Origin of the sequence: Pedobacter cryotolerans (assembly GCF_005116475.1) — a bacterium.
GTDB classification, from domain to species: domain Bacteria; phylum Bacteroidota; class Bacteroidia; order Sphingobacteriales; family Sphingobacteriaceae; genus Pedobacter; species Pedobacter cryotolerans.
In genome coordinates this window covers 96,734-121,477 of sequence record NZ_SWBO01000009.1, presented here as the reverse complement: position 1 = coordinate 121,477, position 24,744 = coordinate 96,734, and the positions used below count along the sequence as shown (strand labels likewise).

Annotated in this window: 22 protein-coding genes; 7 read left to right on the top strand and 15 right to left on the bottom strand. The window is 33.8% G+C overall.

Features of this window, described 5'->3' with window-relative positions; all coding sequences use genetic code 11:
• Positions 1–37: 37 nt before the first annotated feature.
• The 7 genes from murD to mraZ all read right to left on the bottom strand — a co-directional run bounded on the left by murD (position 38) and on the right by mraZ (position 8,050).
• Entirely contained in the window at positions 38–1,381 is a 1,344-nt protein-coding gene (murD, locus tag FA045_RS14870; protein WP_136877865.1) for a UDP-N-acetylmuramoyl-L-alanine--D-glutamate ligase, read from the bottom strand.
• Positions 1,381–2,628: a phospho-N-acetylmuramoyl-pentapeptide-transferase gene (gene mraY, locus FA045_RS14865; RefSeq protein WP_136877864.1), complete on the bottom strand. Its 1,248-nt coding sequence runs from the start codon at positions 2,626–2,628 to the stop codon at positions 1,381–1,383. Before mraY ends, murD begins: the two co-directional genes overlap by 1 nt.
• Positions 2,628–4,085: a UDP-N-acetylmuramoyl-L-alanyl-D-glutamate--2,6-diaminopimelate ligase gene (locus tag FA045_RS14860; RefSeq protein ID WP_136877863.1), complete on the bottom strand. Its 1,458-nt coding sequence runs from the start codon at positions 4,083–4,085 to the stop codon at positions 2,628–2,630. Before FA045_RS14860 ends, mraY begins: the two co-directional genes overlap by 1 nt.
• A gap of 94 nt (positions 4,086–4,179) precedes the next feature.
• Entirely contained in the window at positions 4,180–6,276 is a 2,097-nt protein-coding gene (locus tag FA045_RS14855) for a penicillin-binding protein (RefSeq protein ID WP_136877862.1), read from the bottom strand.
• Complete coding sequence (locus FA045_RS14850) at positions 6,266–6,688, bottom strand: FtsL-like putative cell division protein (RefSeq protein ID WP_136877861.1); 423 nt, start codon at positions 6,686–6,688, stop codon at positions 6,266–6,268. Before FA045_RS14850 ends, FA045_RS14855 begins: the two co-directional genes overlap by 11 nt.
• Positions 6,685–7,590: a 16S rRNA (cytosine(1402)-N(4))-methyltransferase RsmH gene (gene rsmH, locus FA045_RS14845; RefSeq protein ID WP_136877860.1), complete on the bottom strand. Its 906-nt coding sequence runs from the start codon at positions 7,588–7,590 to the stop codon at positions 6,685–6,687. Before rsmH ends, FA045_RS14850 begins: the two co-directional genes overlap by 4 nt.
• The gene (mraZ, locus tag FA045_RS14840) at positions 7,580–8,050 is read right to left on the bottom strand and encodes a division/cell wall cluster transcriptional repressor MraZ (protein WP_136877859.1); all 471 of its coding nucleotides are present in this window, start codon (positions 8,048–8,050) and stop codon (positions 7,580–7,582) included. Before mraZ ends, rsmH begins: the two co-directional genes overlap by 11 nt.
• Positions 8,051–8,502: 452 nt before the next feature.
• On the opposite strand from mraZ, the gene FA045_RS14835 reads away from it, so the two are divergent.
• Positions 8,503–9,093, top strand: a complete 591-nt coding sequence (locus FA045_RS14835; protein WP_169305066.1) for a transposase — start codon at positions 8,503–8,505, stop codon at positions 9,091–9,093.
• Between the two features lie 234 nt (positions 9,094–9,327).
• Here FA045_RS14835 and FA045_RS14830 read toward each other — a convergent pair whose 3' ends face one another.
• The 8 genes from FA045_RS14830 to FA045_RS14795 form a co-directional block, all read right to left on the bottom strand.
• Positions 9,328–10,518: a phosphoglycerate kinase gene (locus tag FA045_RS14830; protein WP_136877857.1), complete on the bottom strand. Its 1,191-nt coding sequence runs from the start codon at positions 10,516–10,518 to the stop codon at positions 9,328–9,330.
• Entirely contained in the window at positions 10,515–10,952 is a 438-nt protein-coding gene (locus FA045_RS14825; protein WP_136877856.1) for a GNAT family N-acetyltransferase, read from the bottom strand. Before FA045_RS14825 ends, FA045_RS14830 begins: the two co-directional genes overlap by 4 nt.
• A gap of 11 nt (positions 10,953–10,963) precedes the next feature.
• Positions 10,964–11,965 carry a type I glyceraldehyde-3-phosphate dehydrogenase gene (gap, locus tag FA045_RS14820; RefSeq protein WP_136877855.1) on the bottom strand — a complete coding sequence of 334 codons (1,002 nt, stop codon included), beginning with the start codon at positions 11,963–11,965 and terminating at the stop codon, positions 10,964–10,966.
• 79 nt (positions 11,966–12,044) lie between these two features.
• Entirely contained in the window at positions 12,045–13,166 is a 1,122-nt protein-coding gene (locus FA045_RS14815; RefSeq protein WP_225871354.1) for an MraY family glycosyltransferase, read from the bottom strand.
• Between the two features lie 57 nt (positions 13,167–13,223).
• Positions 13,224–13,976: a glycosyltransferase family 2 protein gene (locus FA045_RS14810; protein ID WP_136877854.1), complete on the bottom strand. Its 753-nt coding sequence runs from the start codon at positions 13,974–13,976 to the stop codon at positions 13,224–13,226.
• A gap of 4 nt (positions 13,977–13,980) precedes the next feature.
• Positions 13,981–14,445, bottom strand: coding sequence for a hypothetical protein (locus FA045_RS14805; RefSeq protein ID WP_136877853.1), 465 nt, complete (start codon positions 14,443–14,445; stop codon positions 13,981–13,983).
• A gap of 324 nt (positions 14,446–14,769) precedes the next feature.
• Positions 14,770–15,165 carry a hypothetical protein gene (locus FA045_RS14800; RefSeq protein ID WP_136877852.1) on the bottom strand — a complete coding sequence of 132 codons (396 nt, stop codon included), beginning with the start codon at positions 15,163–15,165 and terminating at the stop codon, positions 14,770–14,772.
• Between the two features lie 427 nt (positions 15,166–15,592).
• A complete protein-coding gene (locus FA045_RS14795) occupies positions 15,593–16,066 on the bottom strand; it encodes a hypothetical protein (RefSeq protein WP_136877851.1) in 474 nt (157 codons plus the stop codon).
• Positions 16,067–16,803: 737 nt separating this feature from the next.
• On the opposite strand from FA045_RS14795, the gene FA045_RS14790 reads away from it, so the two are divergent.
• From FA045_RS14790 to FA045_RS14765, 6 genes are all read left to right on the top strand, one after another.
• On the top strand, positions 16,804–17,610 hold the full coding sequence (locus FA045_RS14790; protein ID WP_136877850.1) for a polysaccharide biosynthesis/export family protein: 807 nt from the start codon (positions 16,804–16,806) through the stop codon (positions 17,608–17,610).
• A complete protein-coding gene (locus FA045_RS14785) occupies positions 17,610–20,009 on the top strand; it encodes a GumC family protein (RefSeq protein WP_136877849.1) in 2,400 nt (799 codons plus the stop codon). Before FA045_RS14790 ends, FA045_RS14785 begins: the two co-directional genes overlap by 1 nt.
• Before the next feature lie 152 nt (positions 20,010–20,161).
• Positions 20,162–20,668: a UpxY family transcription antiterminator gene (locus tag FA045_RS14780; RefSeq protein WP_136877848.1), complete on the top strand. Its 507-nt coding sequence runs from the start codon at positions 20,162–20,164 to the stop codon at positions 20,666–20,668.
• Between the two features lie 300 nt (positions 20,669–20,968).
• Positions 20,969–22,750, top strand: a complete 1,782-nt coding sequence (gene asnB, locus FA045_RS14775; RefSeq protein ID WP_136877847.1) for an asparagine synthase (glutamine-hydrolyzing) — start codon at positions 20,969–20,971, stop codon at positions 22,748–22,750.
• 6 nt (positions 22,751–22,756) lie between these two features.
• Positions 22,757–23,863, top strand: coding sequence for a glycosyltransferase family 4 protein (locus tag FA045_RS14770; RefSeq protein WP_136877846.1), 1,107 nt, complete (start codon positions 22,757–22,759; stop codon positions 23,861–23,863).
• Positions 23,864–24,721 (top strand): ABC transporter permease, encoded by an 858-nt coding sequence (locus FA045_RS14765; protein ID WP_136877845.1) that lies wholly within the window; start codon positions 23,864–23,866, stop codon positions 24,719–24,721. It abuts the gene before it with no gap.
• The last annotated feature ends 23 nt before the right edge of the window (positions 24,722–24,744 follow it).

Here is a 24,744-nt window from a genome sequence, read left to right as displayed (position 1 = left end):
TGCGTTCTCCCAAATGTGTATTTGCGCTGTACATAGCTTATAATTCTTTAACTGCCGCTTTAAATTGATTACCTCTATCTTCATAATTTTTAAACAAATCGAAACTAGCACAAGCAGGTGATAGCAATACGGTGTTGCCCTTTTTAGCTAAATGATAAGCAACTTGAACAGCTTCATTTGCCGAAAAAGTGTTTACAATAATTTCAACATCATCTTCAAAAGCTTCGTGAATGCGCTTATTGTCTTTACCTAAACACACAATAGCTCTCACTTTGCTACGCACCAAATCTTTAAGCATAGCGTAATCATTACCTTTATCTACCCCACCCATAATTAAAACCACATCAGTACCTACGCTTTCTAATGCATACCATGTAGAATTTACATTGGTTGCCTTTGAGTCGTTAATGTAGGTTACATCAGAAATCTTTGCCACAAACTCTAATCTGTGTTCGATATTCTTAAAGTTCCCCATGCTTTCGCGGATGGTATTGTTACGTAACTCTAATACCTTTGCAACTATGCCCGAAGCCATAGAGTTATAGATATTGTGTTTTCCTTGTAAAGCTAACTCTGAAATTGACATGGTAAATAGGTCTTTAGGATGTGTGTTGATTTGTATATTTTCATCTGCTAAATAAGCTCCAGCTTCAATCTTTTTATGGATAGAAAATTGATATTGTTTAGCTAGTGTTTTGGTAAATTTTAATGCTTTTTGTGTTTCCTCATCATCTGCACAGTAAATGAAAACATCATTTTCGGTCTGATTTTGAACGATCCGCATTTTTGATGCAGCATAATTTTCTAATTTATAATCATAGCGATCTAAGTGATCTGGCGTAATATTTAAAAGCACGGCGATATCTGCTTTAAATTCAAACATATCATCGAGCATAAAACTCGATATCTCCAAAACATACCAATCGAAATCTGCTGTTGCTACTTGCGCTGCAAAACTCTGACCGATGTTACCCGCTAAACCGACATTTAATCCAGCATTTTTTAGGATATGATAAGTTAACAGTGATGTTGTAGACTTGCCATTAGAACCTGTGATACAAACCGTTTTTGCTTTTGTATATCGCTTTGCAAACTCAATTTCTGAGACTACAGGAATATTACTTTTAACCAATGCTTTTACAATTGGAGCAGTATTTGGTATACCCGGACTTTTAATCACCTCCGTTGCATTTAAAATCAATGCTTCGGTATGTTGTTTCTCTTCAAATGAGACATTTAATTCTTGTAATACAGTCTTATAACGATCGGCAATACCACCAAAATCTGAAACAAAAACATCATAACCCTGCTTTTGCGCCAACATTGCCGCTCCAACTCCACTTTCTCCCGCCCCCAGAATTACTATCCTTTTAGTTTCCATTAGCGTAGTTTTAAGGTTACAAAAGTGATAATGGCCAACATAATTCCGATGATCCAAAAACGCGTAACGATTTTAGCTTCGTGGTATCCTTTTTTCTGGTAATGATGATGTAAAGGCGACATCAGGAAAATTCTTCTTCCTTCACCAAAACGCTTTTTAGTGTATTTAAAATAACTAACCTGTAGTGTTACCGATAAAACTTCTACCAAGAAAACACCACATAAGATTGGAATTAACAATTCTTTGCGAATCATAATTGCAAAAACGGCGATGATACCTCCGATGGTTAAACTCCCTGTATCGCCCATAAAAATTTGAGCTGGATAAGAATTGTACCATAAGAAACCAACACAGGCCCCCACAAATGCACCAGCAAAAATAATGAGTTCGCCAGAGTTTGGAATGTACATGATATTGAGGTAGTCGGCAATTACGGTATTACCCGAAACATAAGCCAAAATACCGAGTGTAATGCCAATTATGGCCGATGTTCCTGTGGCCAAACCATCAATCCCATCTGTTAAATTTGCGCCATTTGAAACTGCTGTAACTATAGAGATTACAAAAAACATGAAAACTACTAAGGCATATTTTTCATATCCATCACCCAAAAATTTCACAACTTTAGCGTAATCAAACTCGTTATTTTTATAAAAAGGAACATTCGTTTTGGTTGATTTTACATCTTGGGTGTAATAAAAACTTTGGCCCTTTTGTCTCAAAACCATTGGCGCAGCATGTTTAGTAACTGCAGTTTCATCAACAGTTTGTCTAACTACAATATTTGGGTGATAAAACATGGTTAAACCTACAATTGTAGCCAAACCAATTTGACCAACAACTTTAAATCTGCCAGCTAAACCTTCTTTATTTTTTCTAAAAACTTTGATGTAATCATCTAAAAATCCAACAGCTCCCATCCACAATGTGGTAATGATCATTAAAATTACATATACGTTAGTCAGATTTGCAAACAACAAAGTAGGAATAAGAATACCTAATAAAATCATGATACCACCCATTGTTGGCGTACCTTGTTTTTGCATTTGACCTTCTAAACCTAAGTTTCTAACCGTTTCACCTACTTGTTTACGGTGCAAATAATCGATAATTCTACGACCATAAACGGTAGTAATAATTAGGGAAAGCACAATAGATAATGACGCTCTAAAAGTTAAGTATTGGAACAAACCCAATCCAGGAAAATCATAGTGCTTATGCAGATATTCGAATAATAAATATAACATTAGTTGATTTGGTTTAGTTGTTCGGTTAATACTTCTTTATCATCAAAATGATGTTTAACACCATTAATTTCCTGGTATTTTTCATGCCCTTTTCCAGCAACCAGAATGATATCTCCTGGGTTTGCTAGGTGACATGCTGTTTTTATTGCTTCCCTTCTATCAGCTATGCTTAATGTTTTTCGCTGATTGGTTGGAGAAACGCCTTTTTCCATTTCCGCAATAATTTCTTGAGGATTTTCGGTACGTGGGTTATCAGATGTTAAAATCACTTTATCGCTCCAATCGCAGGCTACTTGTGCCATAATCGGGCGTTTAGTTTTATCTCTATCGCCACCACAACCTAAAACAGTAATAACTTGCTCGGTTCCTTTTCTGATGTTGGCAATAGTGCTTAACACGTTCTGAACTGCATCTGGTGTGTGTGCATAATCCACAATCCCGATTACGCCACTTTTGGCAACGGTATAATCAAATCTACCTTCGGCACCTGCGAGTGTACTTAAAATGGTTAGTACAGTTAACTTATCTTGATCTAATAAAATAGCTGTTCCATAGGCTGCTAATAAATTATAAGCATTAAAAGAGCCTACCATTTTAAAGAAAACCTCGGTCTCATCAATATCCAAATGCAAACCGCTAAATTTGTTTTCAACTACCTTTGCTTTAAAATCTGCCATTTGTTTTAAGGCGTAAGATTTTTTGCTGGCTTTGGTATTTTGCAACATCACCATTCCATTTTTATCATCAGCGTTAGTTAAGGCAAAAGTTGATTTTGGCAATTGATCAAAAAATGTTTTTTTAGCTTTTAGATAACTATCGAAGGTTTTATGAAAATCTAAATGATCGTGAGTAATATTTGAGAAAATACCGCCCACAAAATTTAAACCCTCAATACGGTGTTGTACAACCGCGTGTGAGCTCACTTCCATAAAGCAATATTCACATTTGGCCTTAACCATATCGTTTAACAATGCATTTAATGCAATTGGGTTTGGCGTGGTGTGTGTTGATGGAATAATATTATCGTTAATATGGTTTTGAACAGTTGAGATTAATCCAACATTATAACCCAACTCTCTAAAAAGCTGAAAGAGCAAAGTAGCAATTGTGGTTTTGCCATTCGTACCTGTAATGCCAATCAGTTTAAGTTTTGTAGACGGATTACCGTAAAAATTACTGGCCACCTGACCTAAAGCAACTGAAGAATTTTCTACCTGTACATAGGTAACAAGATCAGTAAATTCTGCAGGCATTTCTTCACAAATAATTGCCGCAGCTCCAGCTTTTGCAGTTTGCGCAATAAACTGATGTCCATCAACCGCGGTACCTTTAATTGCAAAAAACATTGTTCCATTTTTTACCGCACGCGAATCTAAAGCCAAATCAGCAACCTCTATATCTGGTTGTCCAACTAAGCTTTTAATCGCTACTCCGTACAGTAAATCTTGTAACTTCATATTTATTATAATTTTGAATTAGAGAGTGAGAGAATGATAGAATTAGCATGTTGCAAATATTCAATCATTCAAAATTCAATCATTCAACCTTGTTTTAATTTAACTCTATCTCTACCATCAACCCTTTGCCAATTCTACTTCCCGGCAGGATGGATTGTTTAATTACTTTACCACTTCCTTTAACTCTTGCTTTTAAGCCGGCATTGCCGATTAAATACATGGCGTCTTTTAAACCCATTCCAGCAATATTTGGCATCACACCTTTTATTGGTGTATTTTCTTGGTATGCTACACCATTACTGGTATCAACAGTGTTGAAGTAATCTGATTTTGCAGCATAAAGCGCTTTAATACCAAAAGCATTATATACTTTTCGAGTTGCCTTGCTGTGCCCAGCTTTAGCAGCAGGAGCAACTGTGTTACCAATTAAATTTTCTTTAACACCGCTATACATATTTACATCACCAGCGTAAATTCTATCAGCAATTTTTCTGAAAACCGGACCAGAAACTAAAGCACCATAATATTCTCCCTTTGGATCATTAATTACCACGATTAAAGAATATTTTGGTTTCTCTGCAGGAAAATAACCTACAAAAGATGCTTGATATTGTTTTTTACCTTTGTAACCTCTATCATCATCAGCTACTTGAGCAGTACCCGTTTTACCAGCAATTTTGTAAAGCGGATTGTACACAACCTGCTTACCACTACCGTTAAGCACCACCCCTTCCAACATCGCTTTAATTTTACTCAACGTTACATCAGAACAGATTTTTTCATTGATTACTTTTGCCTTAAACTGCTCAATTGGATTACCCAACCTTCTAATTTCTTTTACAAAGATTGGCGAAACAAATTTTCCTTCGTTAGCAACCGCATTGTAAAAAGCTAACATTTTCAATGGCGTTAGCTGCATCTCATAACCATAAGCCATTTGTGGTAAAGTCATGTTCTTATTCCAGCTTTTGTTAGCCTCAATATTTTTCACCACTGGTTTAGCTTCACCAGGAATTTGTAAACCTAACATTTCATTGAAACCCCATTCGTATAAATGATTGGTAAATTTCATTGGGTTATCTTTGTAATTATCGTTGATTAACTTGGCAATTGCCGCGTTTGATGAATGCTCAAAAGCTGCTTTTACCGTAACCATCTCATCTTTAGGATGAGAATCGGTAATTCTTTTTCCAGGTATTTGGTACCAACCTGTTCTAACTAAAGTATTGGTATCTACAAATTTATCCTCTAACAACGCCATGTAAGAAGCTAATTTAAATGTAGAGCCAGGATCCTGATTACCAGCGATAGCGTAATTGAACGATTCTTTATAAATGCCTTCTTCTACCCGAGTGTAATTTGCTACAGATCTTATCTCACCAGTTGCCACTTCCATTAAAATTGCAGTTCCGTGGTGTGCTTTAGATTTTATTAAGCCCTCTTTTAAAGCATTCTGTACCAAATCTTGCATATTTATATCGATGGTTGAAATGATATCAGCGCCATCTCTAGGTGCAATTTCTGCATCGCTATTAATTGGCATCCATAAACCGCCAGCAACTCGCTGTCTCATTTGTTTACCAGTTTCTCCATCAATATAGTTTCCGTAAGCACCTTCTAAACCCACACTAATATTTGGTTTTTTATAACCAATGGTTCTAGCAGCTAAATCTTTAAATGGAAAAATTCTTTTGTTTTGTTGTTCGGCTTTTAATCCAGCAGAGTAAGCTCCCATATTGTACATTGGAAACTTTTTGATGATTTTAAGATCTTCATAAGAAACTCTACGTTTTAACAATAGCGCTCTCATTTTATCTCTTCTGGCATTCCTTAAGATCCTTGAATATTCTTTAGCTGTTTTATCTTTAAAAAATCCTGCAAATGCAGCAGCTAAAGAATCTACCTTACTGTAAAAAACTTCATCTTTTTCTATTCCACCCGCAATCATATCCATCCGTAGCTCATATTCTGGAACAGAAGTAGCCAATAAACTACCATCATTAGAATAAATATTACCACGAACAGCTTCAATCTCAAATTCTCTTACCGAAAGACTATCGGCCATTTTTACCCACTTCTCTCCTTGAACATATTGCACATGCCCCAACCTCAATAAAACAGCAACGGCAAAAAGCACAATAAGCCCGAAAGCGATGTATACCCTTAATAATATGTTTGCTCTAATGTTCATCTCTGTTGATTACTAATTTTTTTGGCGGTTCTATTAATTCTTTTAAACCTAAGGTGTCTACTTTCGCTGCCACTTCGGTTAATTTGCTCTTGAACATTAAATCAGCTTTAAATGATTTATATTCCCAATTGAGCACTTTTACTTCCTTACTTAACTTATCTATACTTCTTATATTTTTCATTGCCATGTGGCTATTGGCGATGTAAATCATTACCAAAACACATAAGAAAATGATAAAAGGCAACATATCCGTAGCCGATTCTTTAGTAACCACACCATCTACAAATAGCTTTCTAAAAAAAGCAGTAGTACTCCCCTCCTTAACTGCAGCTTTTGGCTTTGGCTCTTCCTCAACAAGATGAATTTCTTCCTCCTCTTGCTCTTCTATCCTTTTTCTAAATTGGTTATTCATAATCTTTCACCAATTCTAAGTTTCGCACTACGAGCACGACTGTTAATGCTCAATTCCTCTTCATTAGCCACAACAGCTTTTCGAGTGATCGATTTAAATGGTTTTTGCTCGTTTCCAAAAAAATCTTTCTCTACATCACCTCTAAATTTGCCTTTGGCGATGAAACTTTTTACAGGCCTATCTTCTAATGAGTGATAAGACATTACCACCAAACGACCACCTGGTTTTAAAACGGCTTCAGTTTGCTCTAAAAAACTTTCCAATACATCTATCTCCGCATTCACTTCTATTCTGAGCGCCTGAAAAACTTGCGCCATGTATTTATTTTCTTTTCCTTTCGGGATATGAGCCGCAATGATGGCCTTAAAATCGGCCAAGGTTACAATCGATTTATTTACACGAGAAGCAACAATGGTAGCTGCTAACGATTTTGCATTTTTAACTTCGCCGTAAATACCGAAAATTTTATGCAACTTATCTTCTGCATAAGTATTTAAAACTACAGCAGCGGTTAAAGGACGATGCTTATCCATCCGCATATCTAAATCAGCATCAAAACGAGTAGAGAAACCTCTGCTTGGCTCGTTAAACTGATGAGAAGAAACACCAAGATCTGCCAAAATCCCATCCACTTGTTTATAACCCAATAAACGCAAGTTATTTTTAAGAAAACCAAAGTTTTGATCTACAAATTTAAACCTCGGATCATCAATTTTATTTCTTTGCGCATCAGGATCTTGATCAAATGCAATCAGCACCCCATCTTTTCCTAAATTTTTTAAAATTTCTCTAGAATGACCTCCGCCACCAAAAGTTACATCAACATATACACCAGAGGGATTGATATTTAAACCTTCAATACACTCTTTTAACATCACTGGCACATGGTAATTATGCTCCATCTCCTATCCTCCCATTATTACCACCCATTACTTTTTGCGCTAGTGCTGCAAAATCCTCAGGCGAATCATTAAATAAATCATCATAAGCTTTCTTATCCCAAACCTCTACCCTATCTAATTGACAAGCTAAAACCACTTCAGAACCAATTTTAGCGAAATCGGTTAATGATTTAGGTATTAAAACCCTTCCAGCAGCATCTAAAGAAAGTTCGGTTGCACCGCGCTGAAACTTACGAACGAAATCCCTGTTTTCAGGCACATACATATTCAACTTCATCATCTCGGCAACAATGCCTTCCCAAACTTTTTTTGGGTAAATGATTAAATTTTGTTCAAAACCACGACTAACAATCAGTCCATCACGCTCAACATCAGGCAATTGCTTCTTCAACGAAGAAGGCACACTTAAGCGCCCTTTCGCATCCAATTTACAATCAAATTCTCCTATCAGTTGAGTCATTACGGTCTTTACACTTTTTAATGTAGTGTAAAAATAAAACACTTCTACCACTTTTTACCACTTTTTACCACAAAAAAGTTATCAACATGTAAAAACCTGTAAATTTATCCCACATTGGCACATTTTGAGTGGGGAACCTAGTGGGTTGTCATCCGATGAATAATAAATCGATAGAAAGGTTTCATCGGATGACTAAAAAGAGGTTTCGATATTTAGTCGTCCGATGACAATGGCGAATAGCACATAGTCATAGGATGACGAGTTTATGTCATCGTAAGTTTGTTGAAAGTTATTTGCAGATTGTTAAACAGAATTTAATTTTGTTTAACAAATAGATCTAACGTGGGGGGAAGGAAAAAGATTTCTGCTTGTCATTAGTCATCGATGACTTAGATTCAAGCATTTGCTTTAATCTATAATTTATGTTAAGATTACCAATAAATCATTTGTTTATGGAATTTACAGAGGGAAAGTTTTATCATCTTTATAATAGAGGCAACAACAAACAGCAAATCTTTTTTAGCGAAGAGAATTACTTATTTTTTCTAAGAAAGATTAGAACAGAAATTCTTCCATTTTGTGAGATTTTATCCTACTGTTTAATGCCTAATCACTTCCACTTTATAATTTATATTAAGGATAGGGATACGAATATCGCAAAGAAAATCGGACAAAAATCTTTAAACAAAGCGATTGCCATAGTTTTAAGGTCTTACACCAGAGCTCTTCAAAAACAAGAGTGTTTTACGGGATCACTTTTTCAACAAAAAACAAAAGCCAAAAAATTAGAAATAAATGCCAATGACACGATAAATTATTTATCAATATGCACACATTATATTCATCAGAACCCGCTAAAAGCTGGTTTAATTACGGACTTAAAAGATTGGAAATTTTCATCTTATCTTGATTACATCGGAATGAGAAATGGCAGCTTGTGTAATCAAAGTCTTTTTTACGAACATTCGGGTATTGAAAAAGATGATTTTATTAGAGAAGGTGAGCATTTGATTTCAGAAAAAATGCTCTTAGGTATTTTTTGAAACTCTAAATCAATTAAACTATAAAAACGGCTCATACTATTAATAAAATAATAGGTATTTATAATTAGGCCCCCGATGACAAAGGCAAATAGCGGGTAGTCATCGAATTACGAGTGTATTTCATCCGATGAATAATAAATCAAGGAAAGTTTCATTGGATGACTAAAAATAGGTTTCGATATTTAGTCGTCCGATGACAAAGGCAAATAGCACATAGTCATCGGATGACAGAATCTAACTTTGTATCGCTTTCACTCCTGGCAATTCTTTGCCTTCCATGTATTCTAACAAGGCACCACCACCTGTAGAAACATAGCTTACTTCATCTTCTAATCCGAATTTAGCAATTGCAGCGGCTGAATCGCCACCACCAATTAATGAGAAGGCACCATTTTTTGTAGCTGCAACAACCGCTTCAGCTATAGCTTTGGTACCTTGTTCAAAATTTGCCATTTCAAAAACACCCATTGGTCCGTTCCACAATAATGTTTTAGAATTTTTGATAGTTTCTGTAAATAATTCTACTGATTTTGTACCAATATCTAATCCCATCCAATCTGCCGGAATATGACCACTATCTACCTGATCTTTAGCAGCATCGTTATCAAACTTATCAGCTATTACGGTATCTACCGGAAGGATTAAATTCACCCCTTTTGCCTTTGCTTTATCCATTAATTCTAAACACAAAGCCATTCTATCTTCTTCTAAAAGAGAGGTGCCAATTTCTCCGCCCTGCGCTTTAGCAAAAGTATAAGCCATACCTCCACCAATAATCAGGTTGTCTACTTTGTCTAACAAACTTTCAATCAACAAAATTTTATCAGAAACTTTAGCACCACCCATAATTGCAGTAAAAGGTTTTGCTGCGCCATGGTTTACTTTTTCTGCATTTTTCAATTCCTCAGCCATTAAATAACCGAAATATTTAGCGTTAGGAAAAAATTGCGCTATTATTGTGGTTGATGCATGAGCACGATGGGCTGTACCGAAAGCATCATTTACATAAACATTTCCTAATTTCGATAATTTCTCTGCAAAAGCAACATCACCTTTTTCTTCCTGTGGATGAAAACGTAAATTCTCTAACAACAACACTTCTCCCGGAAAAAGATTTTTCGCTTGCTTTTCCGCATCAGCTCCAATACAATCTGTAGCAAATTTCACTTCTAAATCTAACATTCTAGATAAATCTCCTAAAATGTGTTTTAGCGAATATTTATCTTCTGGACCACCTTTTGGCCTACCTAAATGCGACATTAAAACTACAGAACCACCATCATTTAAAATTTTAGTGATGGTAGGCATGGCAGCTCGCATTCGTTTATCATCTGTTATGTTAAATTCTTTATCTAAAGGCACATTAAAATCTACCCTTATCAATGCTTTTTTATCTTTAAAGTTTATTTGATCGATCGTATTCATATCTTATTTAGTTTTAAAATCATTTTATAGTGAGGCCCAACCCCAGAAATTTCAAATTCATCTGAAATTATCTCGAATCCTAATTTTTCATAGAATTTAATAGCCGAACTTCTAGCATTACACCAAATATAGTCGGCGTTTGTTGTTTTAATATAATCAACAGCAAAATTTATAAGTTGTTTCCCAAATCCTTTACCTGCAAAAAGTGGGTCGGTTGCCATTCCTCGCAGTTGATAACCTAATTTATCCTCATTAATAGTATTGTTCGGAAAAAATGTTGCCACTGTGGTTATTTCATGTTCAATAGAATAGCCCAAATGAAACACACCTTCAATTTGGTCTGTATCAAAAGTACATTCTTCTAAAGGAATATCATTTCTTAATACCTTACTTCTTAACCCTAAAGTAAGCTCAAGTGGAATAAATTTAACCATTTAACAAATATTTAAGCCGATGCTTTATGCGCATTTATTTTCTCTATCAAATCTGCTAAACGATTAGAATAGCCTGATTCGTTATCGTACCAACCTACAACTTTTACCAAATCGCCCACAATGGAAGTTAACTGAGAATCAAATATACAAGAATGTGGATTATTAATAATATCAACGGAAACAATTGGGTCTTCAGTATACTCAATAATCGATTTCATTTTTATTAAAGATGCTGCTTTAAAGGCTTCGTTAATTTGATCGATCGTAGTTTTATTTTTTAAAACACAGGTAAAATCTGTTAATGAACCGTTTAAAACCGGTACACGGATACCTGCTCCACCTAATTTACCCTCTAAATGAGGAAAAATATGAGTAATTGCTTTTGCGGCACCCGTTGAGGTAGGTATAATAGATGATGAAGCCGCTCTTGCCCTTCGCAAATCTTTATGAGGCGAGTCATGTAAATTTTGATCTCCTGTCATCGAGTGAATGGTGGTGATATATCCTTCTTCAACTCCCCAATTATCATCTAAAATTTTAACCATTGGCGCCACATTGTTTGTAGTACATGAGGCATTAGATAAAATAGGTGAATTTAAATCAACATGATCATCATTAACCCCTATAACTACCATAGGGATGGATGAATCTGTAGCTGGGGCAGAGATAATTACTTGTTTTGCCCCTGCAAGAATATGCAAGTTGGCTTTGCTTCTATCTGTAAATTTACCTGTAGATTCTATCACTAGATCAACATTGAGCGCTGCCCAAGGTAATTGAAGAGGATCTTTTTCGGCGTAAACATTGATGATAAATCCATCTATAATAATTGATGTATCGGTATAAGTGATATCTCCAGGGTAAACACCATGAACAGAATCATATTTAAAAAGATGAGCAAGTGTAGCTGGAGCAGTTAAATCGTTGATGGCTACAACATTAATTTTACGTTTAAGTGCAGTACGAAGAAAGGTTCGCCCAATTCGGCCAAATCCATTTATTGCAATGTTCATGGCGTAAAATTAGCTATATTCTTTAAGAGAATGTAATAATTTAATTGTTTTTGGCTGATTAAATTTTAGCTTACAGTTATCATTTAATTATCCGAAATGTATCTAATAAAATTACATCCATTAATTTGTATTTTCGATCTCTTCTTTTGCCAATTTTATAGGTAATTATTGCATTTAAAATTACACAGATAATTATAATCACAGAAATTACAGCAAAGTTACCCCAATGTTGCATAAATAGTGAAAGTGTAATCATCACTCCACTAAAAAAACTTAAAGCAACAACAATTTGATTGGTCGTAAAACCTAACTGCTGTAGCCTATGGTGAATATGGTTTCTATCTCCTTTAAACGGAGGCATTTTATGCATTACACGAATAAAAAATATTCTTAATGAATCGAAAACTGGAACAATAATAACCGCAACTGCGATACCTGGCGCTGAGTAAAAATTAGGATCAGGAGTATTTCCAATTTTATTGATATTGATAAATTTAATAGCCAAAACTCCACAAACCAAACCAATAATTAATGAACCTGTATCGCCCATAAATATTTTTGCAGGATGATAATTAAAAACCAAAAACCCCAATATTGCCCCAAACATAGCAAAGGCTATAAAAGCGTAAGGGTAAGCATCTGCAATTGCAAAAAACACCCCAAAACATAAGGTTGATATTGCACCTAATGTGCCCGCTAAACCATCTACACCATCAATTAAATTATAAGCATTATTTACAAAAATAATTACCAATATTGAAAATAAACCACCCCACAATGGCGCAACATCCCATAAATAAAACACACCATAAAAACTAGTTAGTCTAAAATTACCAGCCACCACCAAAATGGAGGCAACAACAATTTGCAATAAAAATTTAGTAAGCGGATTTAAGCCATATAAATCGTCTTTTAAACCAAGTGCGAATAAAATAATGGAGGATGTAATTAAAAAATTGGCCTGCTTATAATCTACCATTGCAGCAAATAATAATGTAGTTATGGTAAAGCTGCAAAAAATGGCCACGCCTCCTAATCTCGAAATGTGTATTCTATGCGATTTTCGGTATCCATCGGCATTATCAAATAATCTATATTTTATGGCTGTAAATATAATAGATGGAATAACTGTGATGACTAGCAAAAAAGCCAAGCCTACAATGCCAATATAATAAATGATATAATTTTGAAAAAAGTCCACGAGACAAGCTGAGTTTCTGCCTAAAAGTATCAATAAATTTATAGAAAGTTAAATTAATTAATTTGAATGCAAAAACTGCGTTATTTTTGATATTTTTTTTAACACAATTGTTAGCAGCGGAATGGGTATTGTGTTGTGTTTTGCTGCGCTGTAATCGTTAACAAACGCTAAGTATCTTTGCTTAAACGACGAATTGCTTACTCCGCCAGTACGCATATTTACAATTAACTTATTTAAAAATAATGCTTTAATTTTAAATTTATACAGAAACCTAAGCATCAATTCATAATCGCCAGCGGTACCATAATTTAATGAATAATTACCATACTTATAAAAAAGTTCTTTTTTTAAATATAATGTTGGGTGTGCAGGCATCCAACCAACACTAAAATCTCCGATTAGATGTTGTTTTGTTCTCCATTTTCTAACAATTTGTTCTGTATTTTTTGCATTTACATAATTTAAATTGCCATATATTCCATCAGCATTTGTTTTTTTAAAGAAGGCTACAATTTCTGTTAGTATTGTTTTAGTGGCTAATGTATCATCTGCATTTAAAGCGCCAATTATATCGCCAGTTGCTAATTTTATTCCTTTATTTAGCGCATCATACATACCATTGTCTGGTTCTGAAATAAAATGATGGATTTTGTTTTGATAAGATTGGATTATTTGTACTGTTGAATCTATTGATGCACCATCAATTACAATCAATTCAATTTGAGGATAATCTTGAGCGAGGATTGATTCGATACAATCTTTAATATATTTTTCGCCATTATAAACTACCGTGATGATGCTTACTTTCATTTAATCATAATGGTACAACTTTTTTAAATTTAATTAATGTAATACCTATGGTAAAGATAAATAATAAGGGGATATAATTATCTATGGGGCAATTTACTGGGTCAATACTTGCATAAACACCTACTCTGTAGGGCCTCATCCCTATAATTTGTGGCGGACCAGCACTTATTTCGTATTGTTGATAAACGGTGCAAGTACCACCAATATCTGCTATACAGCCATAGGTAACACTTCCATCAGACCTATAACCACCTGTTTCACCAGTGGCAGTTATTGCACCCCCTACTACAGTTTGCCATTCCGTGGGGCTTCCAGCACCGTATGGAGTATAAAAAATACGATCTGAAACACCTACAACTACATGACAACCGTACACTTGCGCACGAGCGTAAGAGCAAAATACCAAGAAATTGAGGAAAACTAAATATCTTAAAATAACCTTAGGGATGATAAAAAATAACTTTTTCATAAGCTAGGATTTATCAGGTGATTGAACCTAATGAAAATCAGCGATATATCAAAAGTTTTTTTTCAATTGCATACTTAAAAGAAAAAATTTAAATTGAATGGAAATAAATTAATATAAAAAGCAAAATTAACACAAGCGCTATTCTAAAATTTAAAAGATTCTTCCAATTAAGAAACTATTTAAAGATAGGCTAACAGGTGATTGGAGGCGCTACTTTGGCTTTTTTCCATGTTGACTTTCCCACCAACAATAGCTAAATTGCTGTTTAAAACTAAAATATTAAATCATTTTTAAACAGTTTATAAATCAAGAGTTTATTTAAAATTAAGCTAACATATAAGTTGTTTTTCGCTTAAGATAAAATAAGCCAACACCAGAAATGAATGTGATTAATAATGGAATATAATCGTCAATAGGACATTGAACATATGAGAAAGTGACTTTAACACCCCAAACCCCATTTGAACCATCTATTCTACATGGAACAGTACTTTCGACTACACAATAAACATCATTTTCAAGAACTCTACCATTAAAACTGTAATTTTCATAACTTCCATTTCCATATGTAGTACCTGGAGGGTTACCAGTAAAATTACCACTTCTATTAGGGTATATATAACCTGAAGTATATAAACAACCAGTAGCAGCCAAAACTTTATCAGTATTTACTGACAATAAGATGATGGCTATTAAGCAAATTAGATTTTTTTTGAGCATGAGAATTTAGATATAATTTTATTGATAATTAAAAAATTTAATTACTATTAAAATTATATCTAATTAAGCAATTATTTTTCAAATATTGAAATTATATCAAATTTAAATTTATTACGCTTTAAAAACTCTTTAAAAGGGTAAGATGATTTTACAAATCAGTGTAAATTTTAACTCGTAGAATGCCTTGGCACCTTTAGTTCGCATCATTACGAATAATAACAATTTAATCTAACGAGATAAACAATTTCTCATTTTGCATCATCTCTGCGAAGGCTTATCAAAAGACATATAGTACATTTAAAAGCATATTTTAATAATTTGATGCTTCAAAATTAAGTGCATAGCTGTACAGGATGAAAAATAGTTGAATATATATACACAAACTAAAAGTATTTCCCTTTACAAATTAAGGTTAAATTACGATTATCTATTTGGCTAAGAGCCTATTTTCACTTTTCCTTAAACAAAGCAGGCCAAATAAAACTGTTGTAACTAGAATAACAGGAATAAAATCATCAATCGGAACATTGTTAATTGGACAAGGTACATAGGTAGCATTAACTTTTGTTGCCCAAGTAGCTCCTGTGCTGGTATTGGTAGCAGGAACTGAAATTGCTATCCAGCATTGATTTCCTCCAGTCGGCACAATAGAACCTGGACTAATTTCATCGCATTTAGTTGTCGCTAAACCATCATCATTATTATAAATTTTTATTCGCTCACCCTGATTAGTACCATTAAAGTAAACTTCGTATACATTTCCATAAAAATTAGTTGATCCTATATGTTGAAGATATATGTAGCTGCCGCTGTTGCAACCTTGAACTGTGACCGATTGAGCTTTGGTAACTGTATGATTAAATAAAAGTAGGAAAGCTAAAATTACGAGATATAATTTCATCGAAAGTGATTGAATATATAGAATTGGTTTAACCAATATTCAATTTCAAAGCCAAAGTCTGCAAAACTTTAGTTCATGTAGCATTAAGCCCAACCAATGATATTGTTTAAGAATTTAGCACAAAAAAAATAATTGTGTAAACAATTAATATGATGAGAAATGTTACGTGATGAGTAAGATTTTGCGCAACATTACTCAACTAAGAGATTTCAAGTGTAAGATTATCTATATAAGATTCATTTTACTTCTTGATAGAAAAAAACAACTAAAAACACTTATAACTAAGGCTAAGTAAGGAATATAATCATCAATTGGACAGTTTAAAATACTGTAATTAACCAATTTACCTGCTCCTGTCCAACCCAAAAAACCTATATAACATACAGTTGCTGGGAAAGTTGTATAACTTGTTACATTCGCGTATTGATCTGAAGTAGTTGAGCCAGAAGGACAATTTTCTCTAACAGCTGTAGTCCATTCATTCCATCCACTTGGTGGATTTGTATAAACATCTAATTGCTATCTCTTTGACATCCTATTACAGCTGTTGCATCTATACTGAAACATATTAAAAATAAAATACTTAATATTAAAATTTTATACATTAGTTATAAGTTTAGCAAATGATTAAACAAAAAAATAAATTACTTCTCAATCACTTTTTTTAGACAATTGAATAATGTATTTTTGAAGTTAGGATCAAACTTACAAAATTAACCCTTACTCCTTTTAAGAATATGCATAAAAAATTATCCCTATATTTTATTACTGCATTTGTATTGATATTAAGTTCTTGTGGCGCTCGTAAAGAAAGAAGTTTATTTAACGCAGCAACTGATGTTGTAACAGACACCATTAAACAGGTGTATGTGGTAAACGACCAAGGAATTGACTCTTATTACAAAATTAAAGTTAATGATTTATTAGCCATTAGAAACGTACAGAATAAAGAATGGGGTGCTACCGCATCAACAGGAGCTGGGTCTACAAGCGCAGCAAGCAGTCCAACTGGCAAAATTAATACCGTGCTTTCTTATGAAGTACAACCTGATGGCAAAGTTAATTTACCTGCAATTGGAAAAGTAGAAGTGGCGGGTTTAAGCCGCAGAGAAGCTACTGCAAAAATTGAGGGAATATACAAATCAAAATTATTACCCGATCCCATAATTGAGCTGAGTATTGTTAATTTAAAAGTAACCTTATTAGGAGAGTTTAGTAAACAGGGAAACTTTTTACTAGAAAGAGATAATACCACATTAATTGACATTATTGGCGAAGCTGGTGGCATTACTAAAACAGCCGACCCTAAAACTTTAAAAATTATTAGAGGAGACAGAAGTAAACCTGAAATTATTTATGTTAACTTAAACGATATTAATAGTTTAGCTAGTAAAAAATTAGTGCTACAAAACGACGATATCATTGTATTGCAAACTACAAAAGGTGCAGCAACTAGCGACAAATTGCAAAGCTTTAGTAACATTTTACAACCCTTGTTAGTTGTGGTTAATTTAGCAGTCTTAATCTTTACAATTTCTCGTTAATGGATACTCAAAATAATATTGAAAAAAAACCTAGTCAAAGTATTGATTTTTATAAAATTTTTAAGGTTTTTTTAAGTCGTTGGTATTGGATAGTAGGCTGCTTAATTATTTCGTTAATTATTGCGAAAATACACTTGTTTTATACCCCGCCAATGTATCAAACTGGAGCATCCTTAAAGCTTGAAGAAAGTAGTCCAAATATAGGTACCGGCAACCAAATGTCATCTCAAGTATATAATTACACCGACAAAATACAGGCTGAAAGTTTTACGATTAGAAGTAACGCAGTTGTTTTGAATGCCGTTAAAACATTAGATTATAAAATAAGCTATTATTTAAAAGGAAGAGTTAGAACTACAGAGCTTTATCCAAATGTGCCTTTTGCGATAGAAATCATTAAACAAGACACCTTAAATTTTGACAGAGCTTTATATCAAGTAACCGCTAAAGACAACCTTACATTTAGTTTATCATTAGCTGAAGGTAAAGATGAAGCCAAAAGCTATAAGTACGGCCAGCATATTAATATAGGAAATATGGTTTTCCGTATTAAAGACAAGATACCAAACAGTGGCACTTATCAGTTTAAATTTAATAGCAAAGAAGATTTTATTGGCAGGGCAATGGGAGGCTTAAATGTTGGCGAAGCTGCTCGTTTTACTAACGTGATGAGTTTAAGTCAAACAGATGCTAACCCAGATTTTGCTGCTGATGTTTTAAATGCCATTATGAAAGAATATGTTTCGTATGACATTACACAGAGAAGACGCTCTGCCAAGCAAACTGTTGATTTTATAGACAATCAATTAGGTTTTATTGATAATGAGGCAAATAAATCGGGTTCTAATTTAGCAGATTTTCAAACTAGAAATAAAATTGTCGATTTGCCTTCATCAACAGCAACAACAGTTGGAAAATTAGCTGATTTAGAAAAACAAAAATCTGATTTAAACTTGCAACTGCTATCCATCAGAAATTTAGAAGATCAAGTTAACAATAACCGCAATAAAATTGAAATTGGTTTAGATTTAGAAGGTGTGTTAACTAGCACACTAGGCCCTTTAGTTACCCAACTTAATACAATGGTTAGCAATAGAGAATTAAAGCTAAGTCAGTTTAATTCTGATTCGCAACCTATAAGAGATTTAGACAAGCAAATTGTAAATTTAAAATCTGCTATTAAAAGCAACATCAGGTCTTTAAGAGAGCGAAACCAACAAACAATTAGCTATATTAACAATCAGATTTCGGGAGTAAATAATAGCATTAGCACTATCCCTGCAAAACAACAGAACTACGTTAAATTGCAAACAAACTTTGAGGTAAATAACAAAGTGCGCTCTTATCTTTCAGAAAAAAAGTTAGAAGCAGAGATGAATGCTGCTGCAATTGTACCAGGAGCATCTATTGTAAATCCAGCTTATCCATCTTATTACGCAATTTCTCCTGTTGAAAATACGGCATACACATCTGCAGCATTTTTAGGTGTTGCAGCTGGCTTTGGTTTAATTTTACTAGTTCGTTTCTTAAATCCATACATATATGATAAAGAAACTGTAGAAGGCTTAACAAACACACCAATTATTGGTGTTATACGCAAATTCCCAGAATTTATTGATAAAGATAGCAGACAAGCACTATCATTGGCTAAACCTAAATCCGTTTTTGCAGAATCTGTACGTTCAGTTAGAACCAATTTAAGTTTTTTAGCTGCCAATAAAAAAAGTAAAACCATTTGTGTTACATCTGAAGTATCTGGAGAAGGAAAATCATTTGTAACGGTAAATTTGGCGAGTACATTAGCCTTAATTGATAAAAAAATCATATTGATAGCTGCAGATTTACGAAAATCTAAAATGCATAAAGCTTTTGGCAACAATAATAAAATCGGATTAAGTAGTTACTTATCTGGTCAATGTACTTTAGAAGAGGCAATTACTCATGATGAAATACATAGTTTAGATTTTATGCCATCTGGCCCAGTGCCACCAAACCCTTCGGAGTTATTACACACCGAAAAGATGAAAGAACTATTGGCTACACTTGCCCCATTGTATGATTATGTGTTAGTAGATACTGCTCCCGTTGGTTTAGTGTCTGATGCTATTCCTTTAATCAGGCAGTCTGATGTAAATTTATTTGTAATAAGATCTGGCAAATCTCAACTTAGAGCAGCAGCTATTCCCGAAAGGTTATCTCGTGAGTATGGCTTAAGTAATTTAGCAATTGTACTTAATGCATTTGGAGATGATGCACTACACTCTAACTACTACACCACCGATTACTCTAGAGGTGGTGGCAATAGCACCTATTATTATTCTGATTATTCTGGTTATGCTGGATCAGGATATTATGATAATGACCCTAAAAAATGGTGGGAGTTTTGGAAAAAGAAGTAGATGGGGTTGAGGTGGTTAGATGTGGAGGTGTCGAGGTGTCGAGGTCTCTATAGAGAGGAAATAACGAATAAAATTAATTAGTTGAGAAAGTCTTTATTTAAATAATATTGTTTTTTTGTCATGCTCAACAAAAACAAATCAACCCTATCACATTGATTGACAATTCGTACAAATGGTATCCTATTTACACTCGTTCTAGAGCTGAGAAAAAAACGCAAGAGGAGTTAAATAGAAAAAATATTGAAACCTATCTTCCTTTAATTAAGGTAGAAAAACAATGGAGCGATAGAAAAAAAATAACGGAAGAGCCTTTGTTAAGGTCGTATCTATTTGTTTACATCTCCTCAAAAGAATATACCGAGGTACTGATGACTTATGGCGTATCGCGGTTCATTTATTTTACTGGTAAAATTGCATCAATACCACTTAAACAAATAGCAGATTTAAAATTATTACTAGCTAATAATGCCGACTTAGAACTTGTAGAACATGAAATTTCTTTGGGCGAAAAAGTTTTAATTAAGGCTGGTCCATTTAAAGGAATTATTGCCGAATTAGTATCTTTAAAGAGCAAAAAAAGTTTAGTTTTACGATTAGAAAACCTGGGTTTTTCAATTTTAATTAAAACCTCAATGGCACATATTGAGCCACTGAAATAATAACCTATAAATTAACAAGTTACAAAAATTAACTGTGACTGAGAGGGCGAAGCTGTAGCCCAATGTCATTAAGTTATGGAACATCGCTCGTCATTGCGAGTTTCTGTTTTTCACAGAGCGAAGCAATCTTTCATGCATTTTCGCTACTAGATACCAACCTGCAGAAAAGATTGCTTTGCTGAAAGTCGGTACAGGCTGTCGCTACGCTTTCCTCGCAAGGACGACCGCTTTAAAAAGCTTAACTTAATGACCGTGAGCTGTAGCCTCTCCCCAAACCACTGCAAAGCAGCAAAGTAAACAATGTGCAGAATAGCTGGAATTATAGATAGCAATCGTAATCTTGATCAAATTCAGGCTGATGTTAAATCTATGTGCGATGCCTTGGCACATGGAGGACCAGATGACGAAGGCTTAACGGCAATAAATGAACTTACCGTATTTGGTCATCGAAGATTAGCTATTATTGATTTATCTAGTGCAGGTCATCAACCTATGATGAATGGCAACTTAACCCTAACCTACAACGGAGAAATTTATAATTATAAAGAATTAAAAGAAGAACTACTAAAACTAAATTTTACTTTTAAAACTAATACAGATACTGAAGTTATTTTAATCGGTTTTAAAGCTTGGGGAACTACCCTATTTGCAAAATTAAGGGGCATGTTTGCATTTGCATTAAATGATAGTGAAGAAAAAAAAACCTATCTGGTAAGGGATGAGATGGGGATTAAACCTCTATATTACAGCTGCAGACCTAAACTTTTAATATTTTCATCTGAAGTTAAAGCATTTAACAATACATCATATACGTTTGAGGAAAATCCAGATTGGAAAGTTTATTTTTTAGCTTTTGGTCATATTCCTCAGCCATTTACCACATTAAAAAATGTATTTGCATTACCAGGAGGTTCTTATTTAGTATGGAACCATAACACCCATCAATTTCAAATCAACTCCTATTTACCAATTACAGGCGAAATAAAAATTAATACCCAAGCAGCGGCTACTCATCAGGTTGCAGAAAAACTTAAAAATTCAGTTTCCAATCACTTAATTGCCGATGCATCTATTGGTGTATTCTTAAGTGGAGGAATTGACTCAAGTATTATTACTCTGCTTGCTAATGAAGAGGTAAAAACAAACCTAAACACACTCTCTATTAACTTTGTTGAAGAGAAATTTTCTGAGGAGAAATATCAAAAAATCATCACCAATCAAACAAGTGGTAAACATACCGCCTATCGGGTTACCGAAAAAGATTTCCAATTAAACTTTGATGAGATGTTAGCTGCTATGGACCAGCCAACTAATGATGGTATTAACTCTTGGTTTGTTACTAAATATGCTAAAGAAAATGGCTTAAAAGCAGTTTTATCTGGCATTGGTGCCGATGAAATTTTTGGAGGATATCCATCGTTTAAAAGAATGAATTTGGTGCAAAATTTAAAGAAATTACCTAAACTTTTACTCAAAATTAGCGCTAAACTCCCTTCTGAAAAGTTAAAAAGAATATACTACCTCAGTTACCAGAATCCGATAGGAGAATATTTATTTCTAAGAGGTTTTTTTACACCAAAGGCGATATCAAAAATTCTTCAAATACCAAAAATTGAAATAGATGATTTGTTAGAAAGTTTTCCGGTTGAAAAAAATATAGATCATTTAGTTGGCCAAGAACGTGCCGCTTGGTTCGAAACTAATTTGTTTATGAAAAATCAGCTTTTAAAGGACACTGATTTTATGAGCATGAGCCATGGTATTGAAGTGCGTATCCCATTCTTAGACCAGCACTTTATTGCGGCTGTGGCACAAATTAAAAAAGAGCTACTTTTTAATAAAACACCAAAAAGTTTACTCATTCATTCATTTAAAAATATATTACCTGAAGCCATTTATAATAGACCGAAAATGGGTTTTACTTTTCCTTTGCAGCAATGGTTTCTTAACAAAGAAGAAATTGTAAATGAAGATTTGTATAGCAATTTGTATGTTAAAGCGCTCATCAATAAGTTTAAAACTGGAAACATTCATTGGTCTAAAATATTTGCATTGTATCAAATAAATAAATACAATAAATAAAGAAACTTGAAGATTCTATTTTTAACATTAAACACATTTAGCCTAACTGGAGGGATAGAAAAAGTTGGCAGGGCAATTTGTAAAGTGTTAAGCGATTTGCAACAAGATAAAAAAATAACTTCGTTTAATGTTCTTTCTGTATATGATAACAAACCAGACATCAACTATGTATCAAATATAAATTTTAATGGATTTAAAGCGAATAAAATATCTTTTGCAATTTCAACGCTAAGTAAAAGCAGAGCAAATAACATTGTAATTTTAAGTCATATTAATTTACTTGTTTTTGGATGGCTCATTAAAAATTTAACATCAAAAAAGAGAATAATTTTAATAGCACATGGAATTGAGGTTTGGCATCAGCTTAAAAATTGGAAAATAAATTTCCTGCAAAAGCACTGTGAAATATGGGCTGTGAGCAATTTTACTGCAAATCAACTCATTAGACAAGGCATCTCTAAGGAGCGTATCAAAGTTTTAAACAATGGCTTAGATCCATTTTTTAGTCCTCCAAAAAATTTTGAAAAACCTACCCATCTTTTAAAAAAATATCATTTAAATACTGATCAAAATATATTATTTACGCTAACTAGAATGTCTTTTTTTGAACAATATAAAGGTTACGATCAAATAATTGCATTGATACCTCAATTGTTAACCAAATATCCAAACCTACATTATATTTTAGCTGGCAAAGCCGATGAAATGGAATTAGAAAGAATTAAAAAGCTAATTAAAAAACTAAGAATTGAACAGCAAGTAACTTTAACAGGTTTTTTACAAGATGAAGAAGTGAATGATCATTACTTATTAGCTGATGTTTTTGTGATGCCAAGTAAAGGAGAAGGTTTCGGCATTAGTTTTATAGAAGCCGCTGCCTGTGGTTGCCCGTCAATTGCTGGCAATGCTGATGGGAGTTTAGATGCTTTGTTAAATGGAGAGTTGGGTACTTTAATTGACCCATCAAGTTCTACTGAAATTGCTAAGGCAATTAATGAAAATTTGAGCGAACCAAAAACAAAAGCTCTACAAAATAAGCTGCAACAATTGTCTGTGGCTCATTTCGGATATGATCAATATAAAACAAAAGTTTTTAATCTATTATACAGCTAAATGAGCAACCAGCAACATGATTGGACGATAGAAGCAAAATCTTCGTTATTTGATTTAAAGTTAAATGAAGTTTGGGCTTACCGAGATTTATTAGGCTTATTGGTACGGCGAGATTTTGTTTCGTTTTACAAACAAACTATTCTTGGTCCATTATGGTTTTTTATTCAACCGTTATTCACAACTATTATCTTCACTTTTATTTTTGGCAATTTAGCTGGAATTTCAACAGATGGGCTTCCAAAACCCTTATTTTATATGGCAGGCATTACCGCTTGGAATTATTTCGCTGACTGTTTAACCAAAACTTCTACTGTATTTAAAGATAATGCTAATATCTTCGGCAAGGTGTATTTTCCTCGCTTAATTATGCCTTTAAGTATTGTGGTAAGTAACTTAGTAAGGTTTGGCGTACAGATGATTTTATTTATGATGATGGTGGCATATTATCACTTTGTAATAGGTGCTCAATTTAGTTTTACATGGGCAATTGCATTGTTTCCTGTAATTGTAATTTTAATGGCTTTATTAGGTTTAGGTACAGGAATGATTATCTCTGCGATGACTACCAAATACCGAGATTTAGCATTTTTGGTAACCTTTGGTGTGCAATTATTAATGTATGCTACCACAGTAATTTACCCCCTATCCACTGCTCTCGAAAAATATCCTGCTTACGCTTGGATTATCGAATACAACCCTATGACTCCTATTATCGAAACATTTAGATACGGCTTTTTAGGCGAAGGAAGCTTTGGTTGGGTAAGTCTAGGCTATACAACTGGAGTAACTTTAGCTTTATTGATTTTTGGAGTTGTAATTTTTAATAAAGTGGAACGGAATTTTGTGGATACGGTTTAACCTCACCCCCCGCCCTCTCCTTT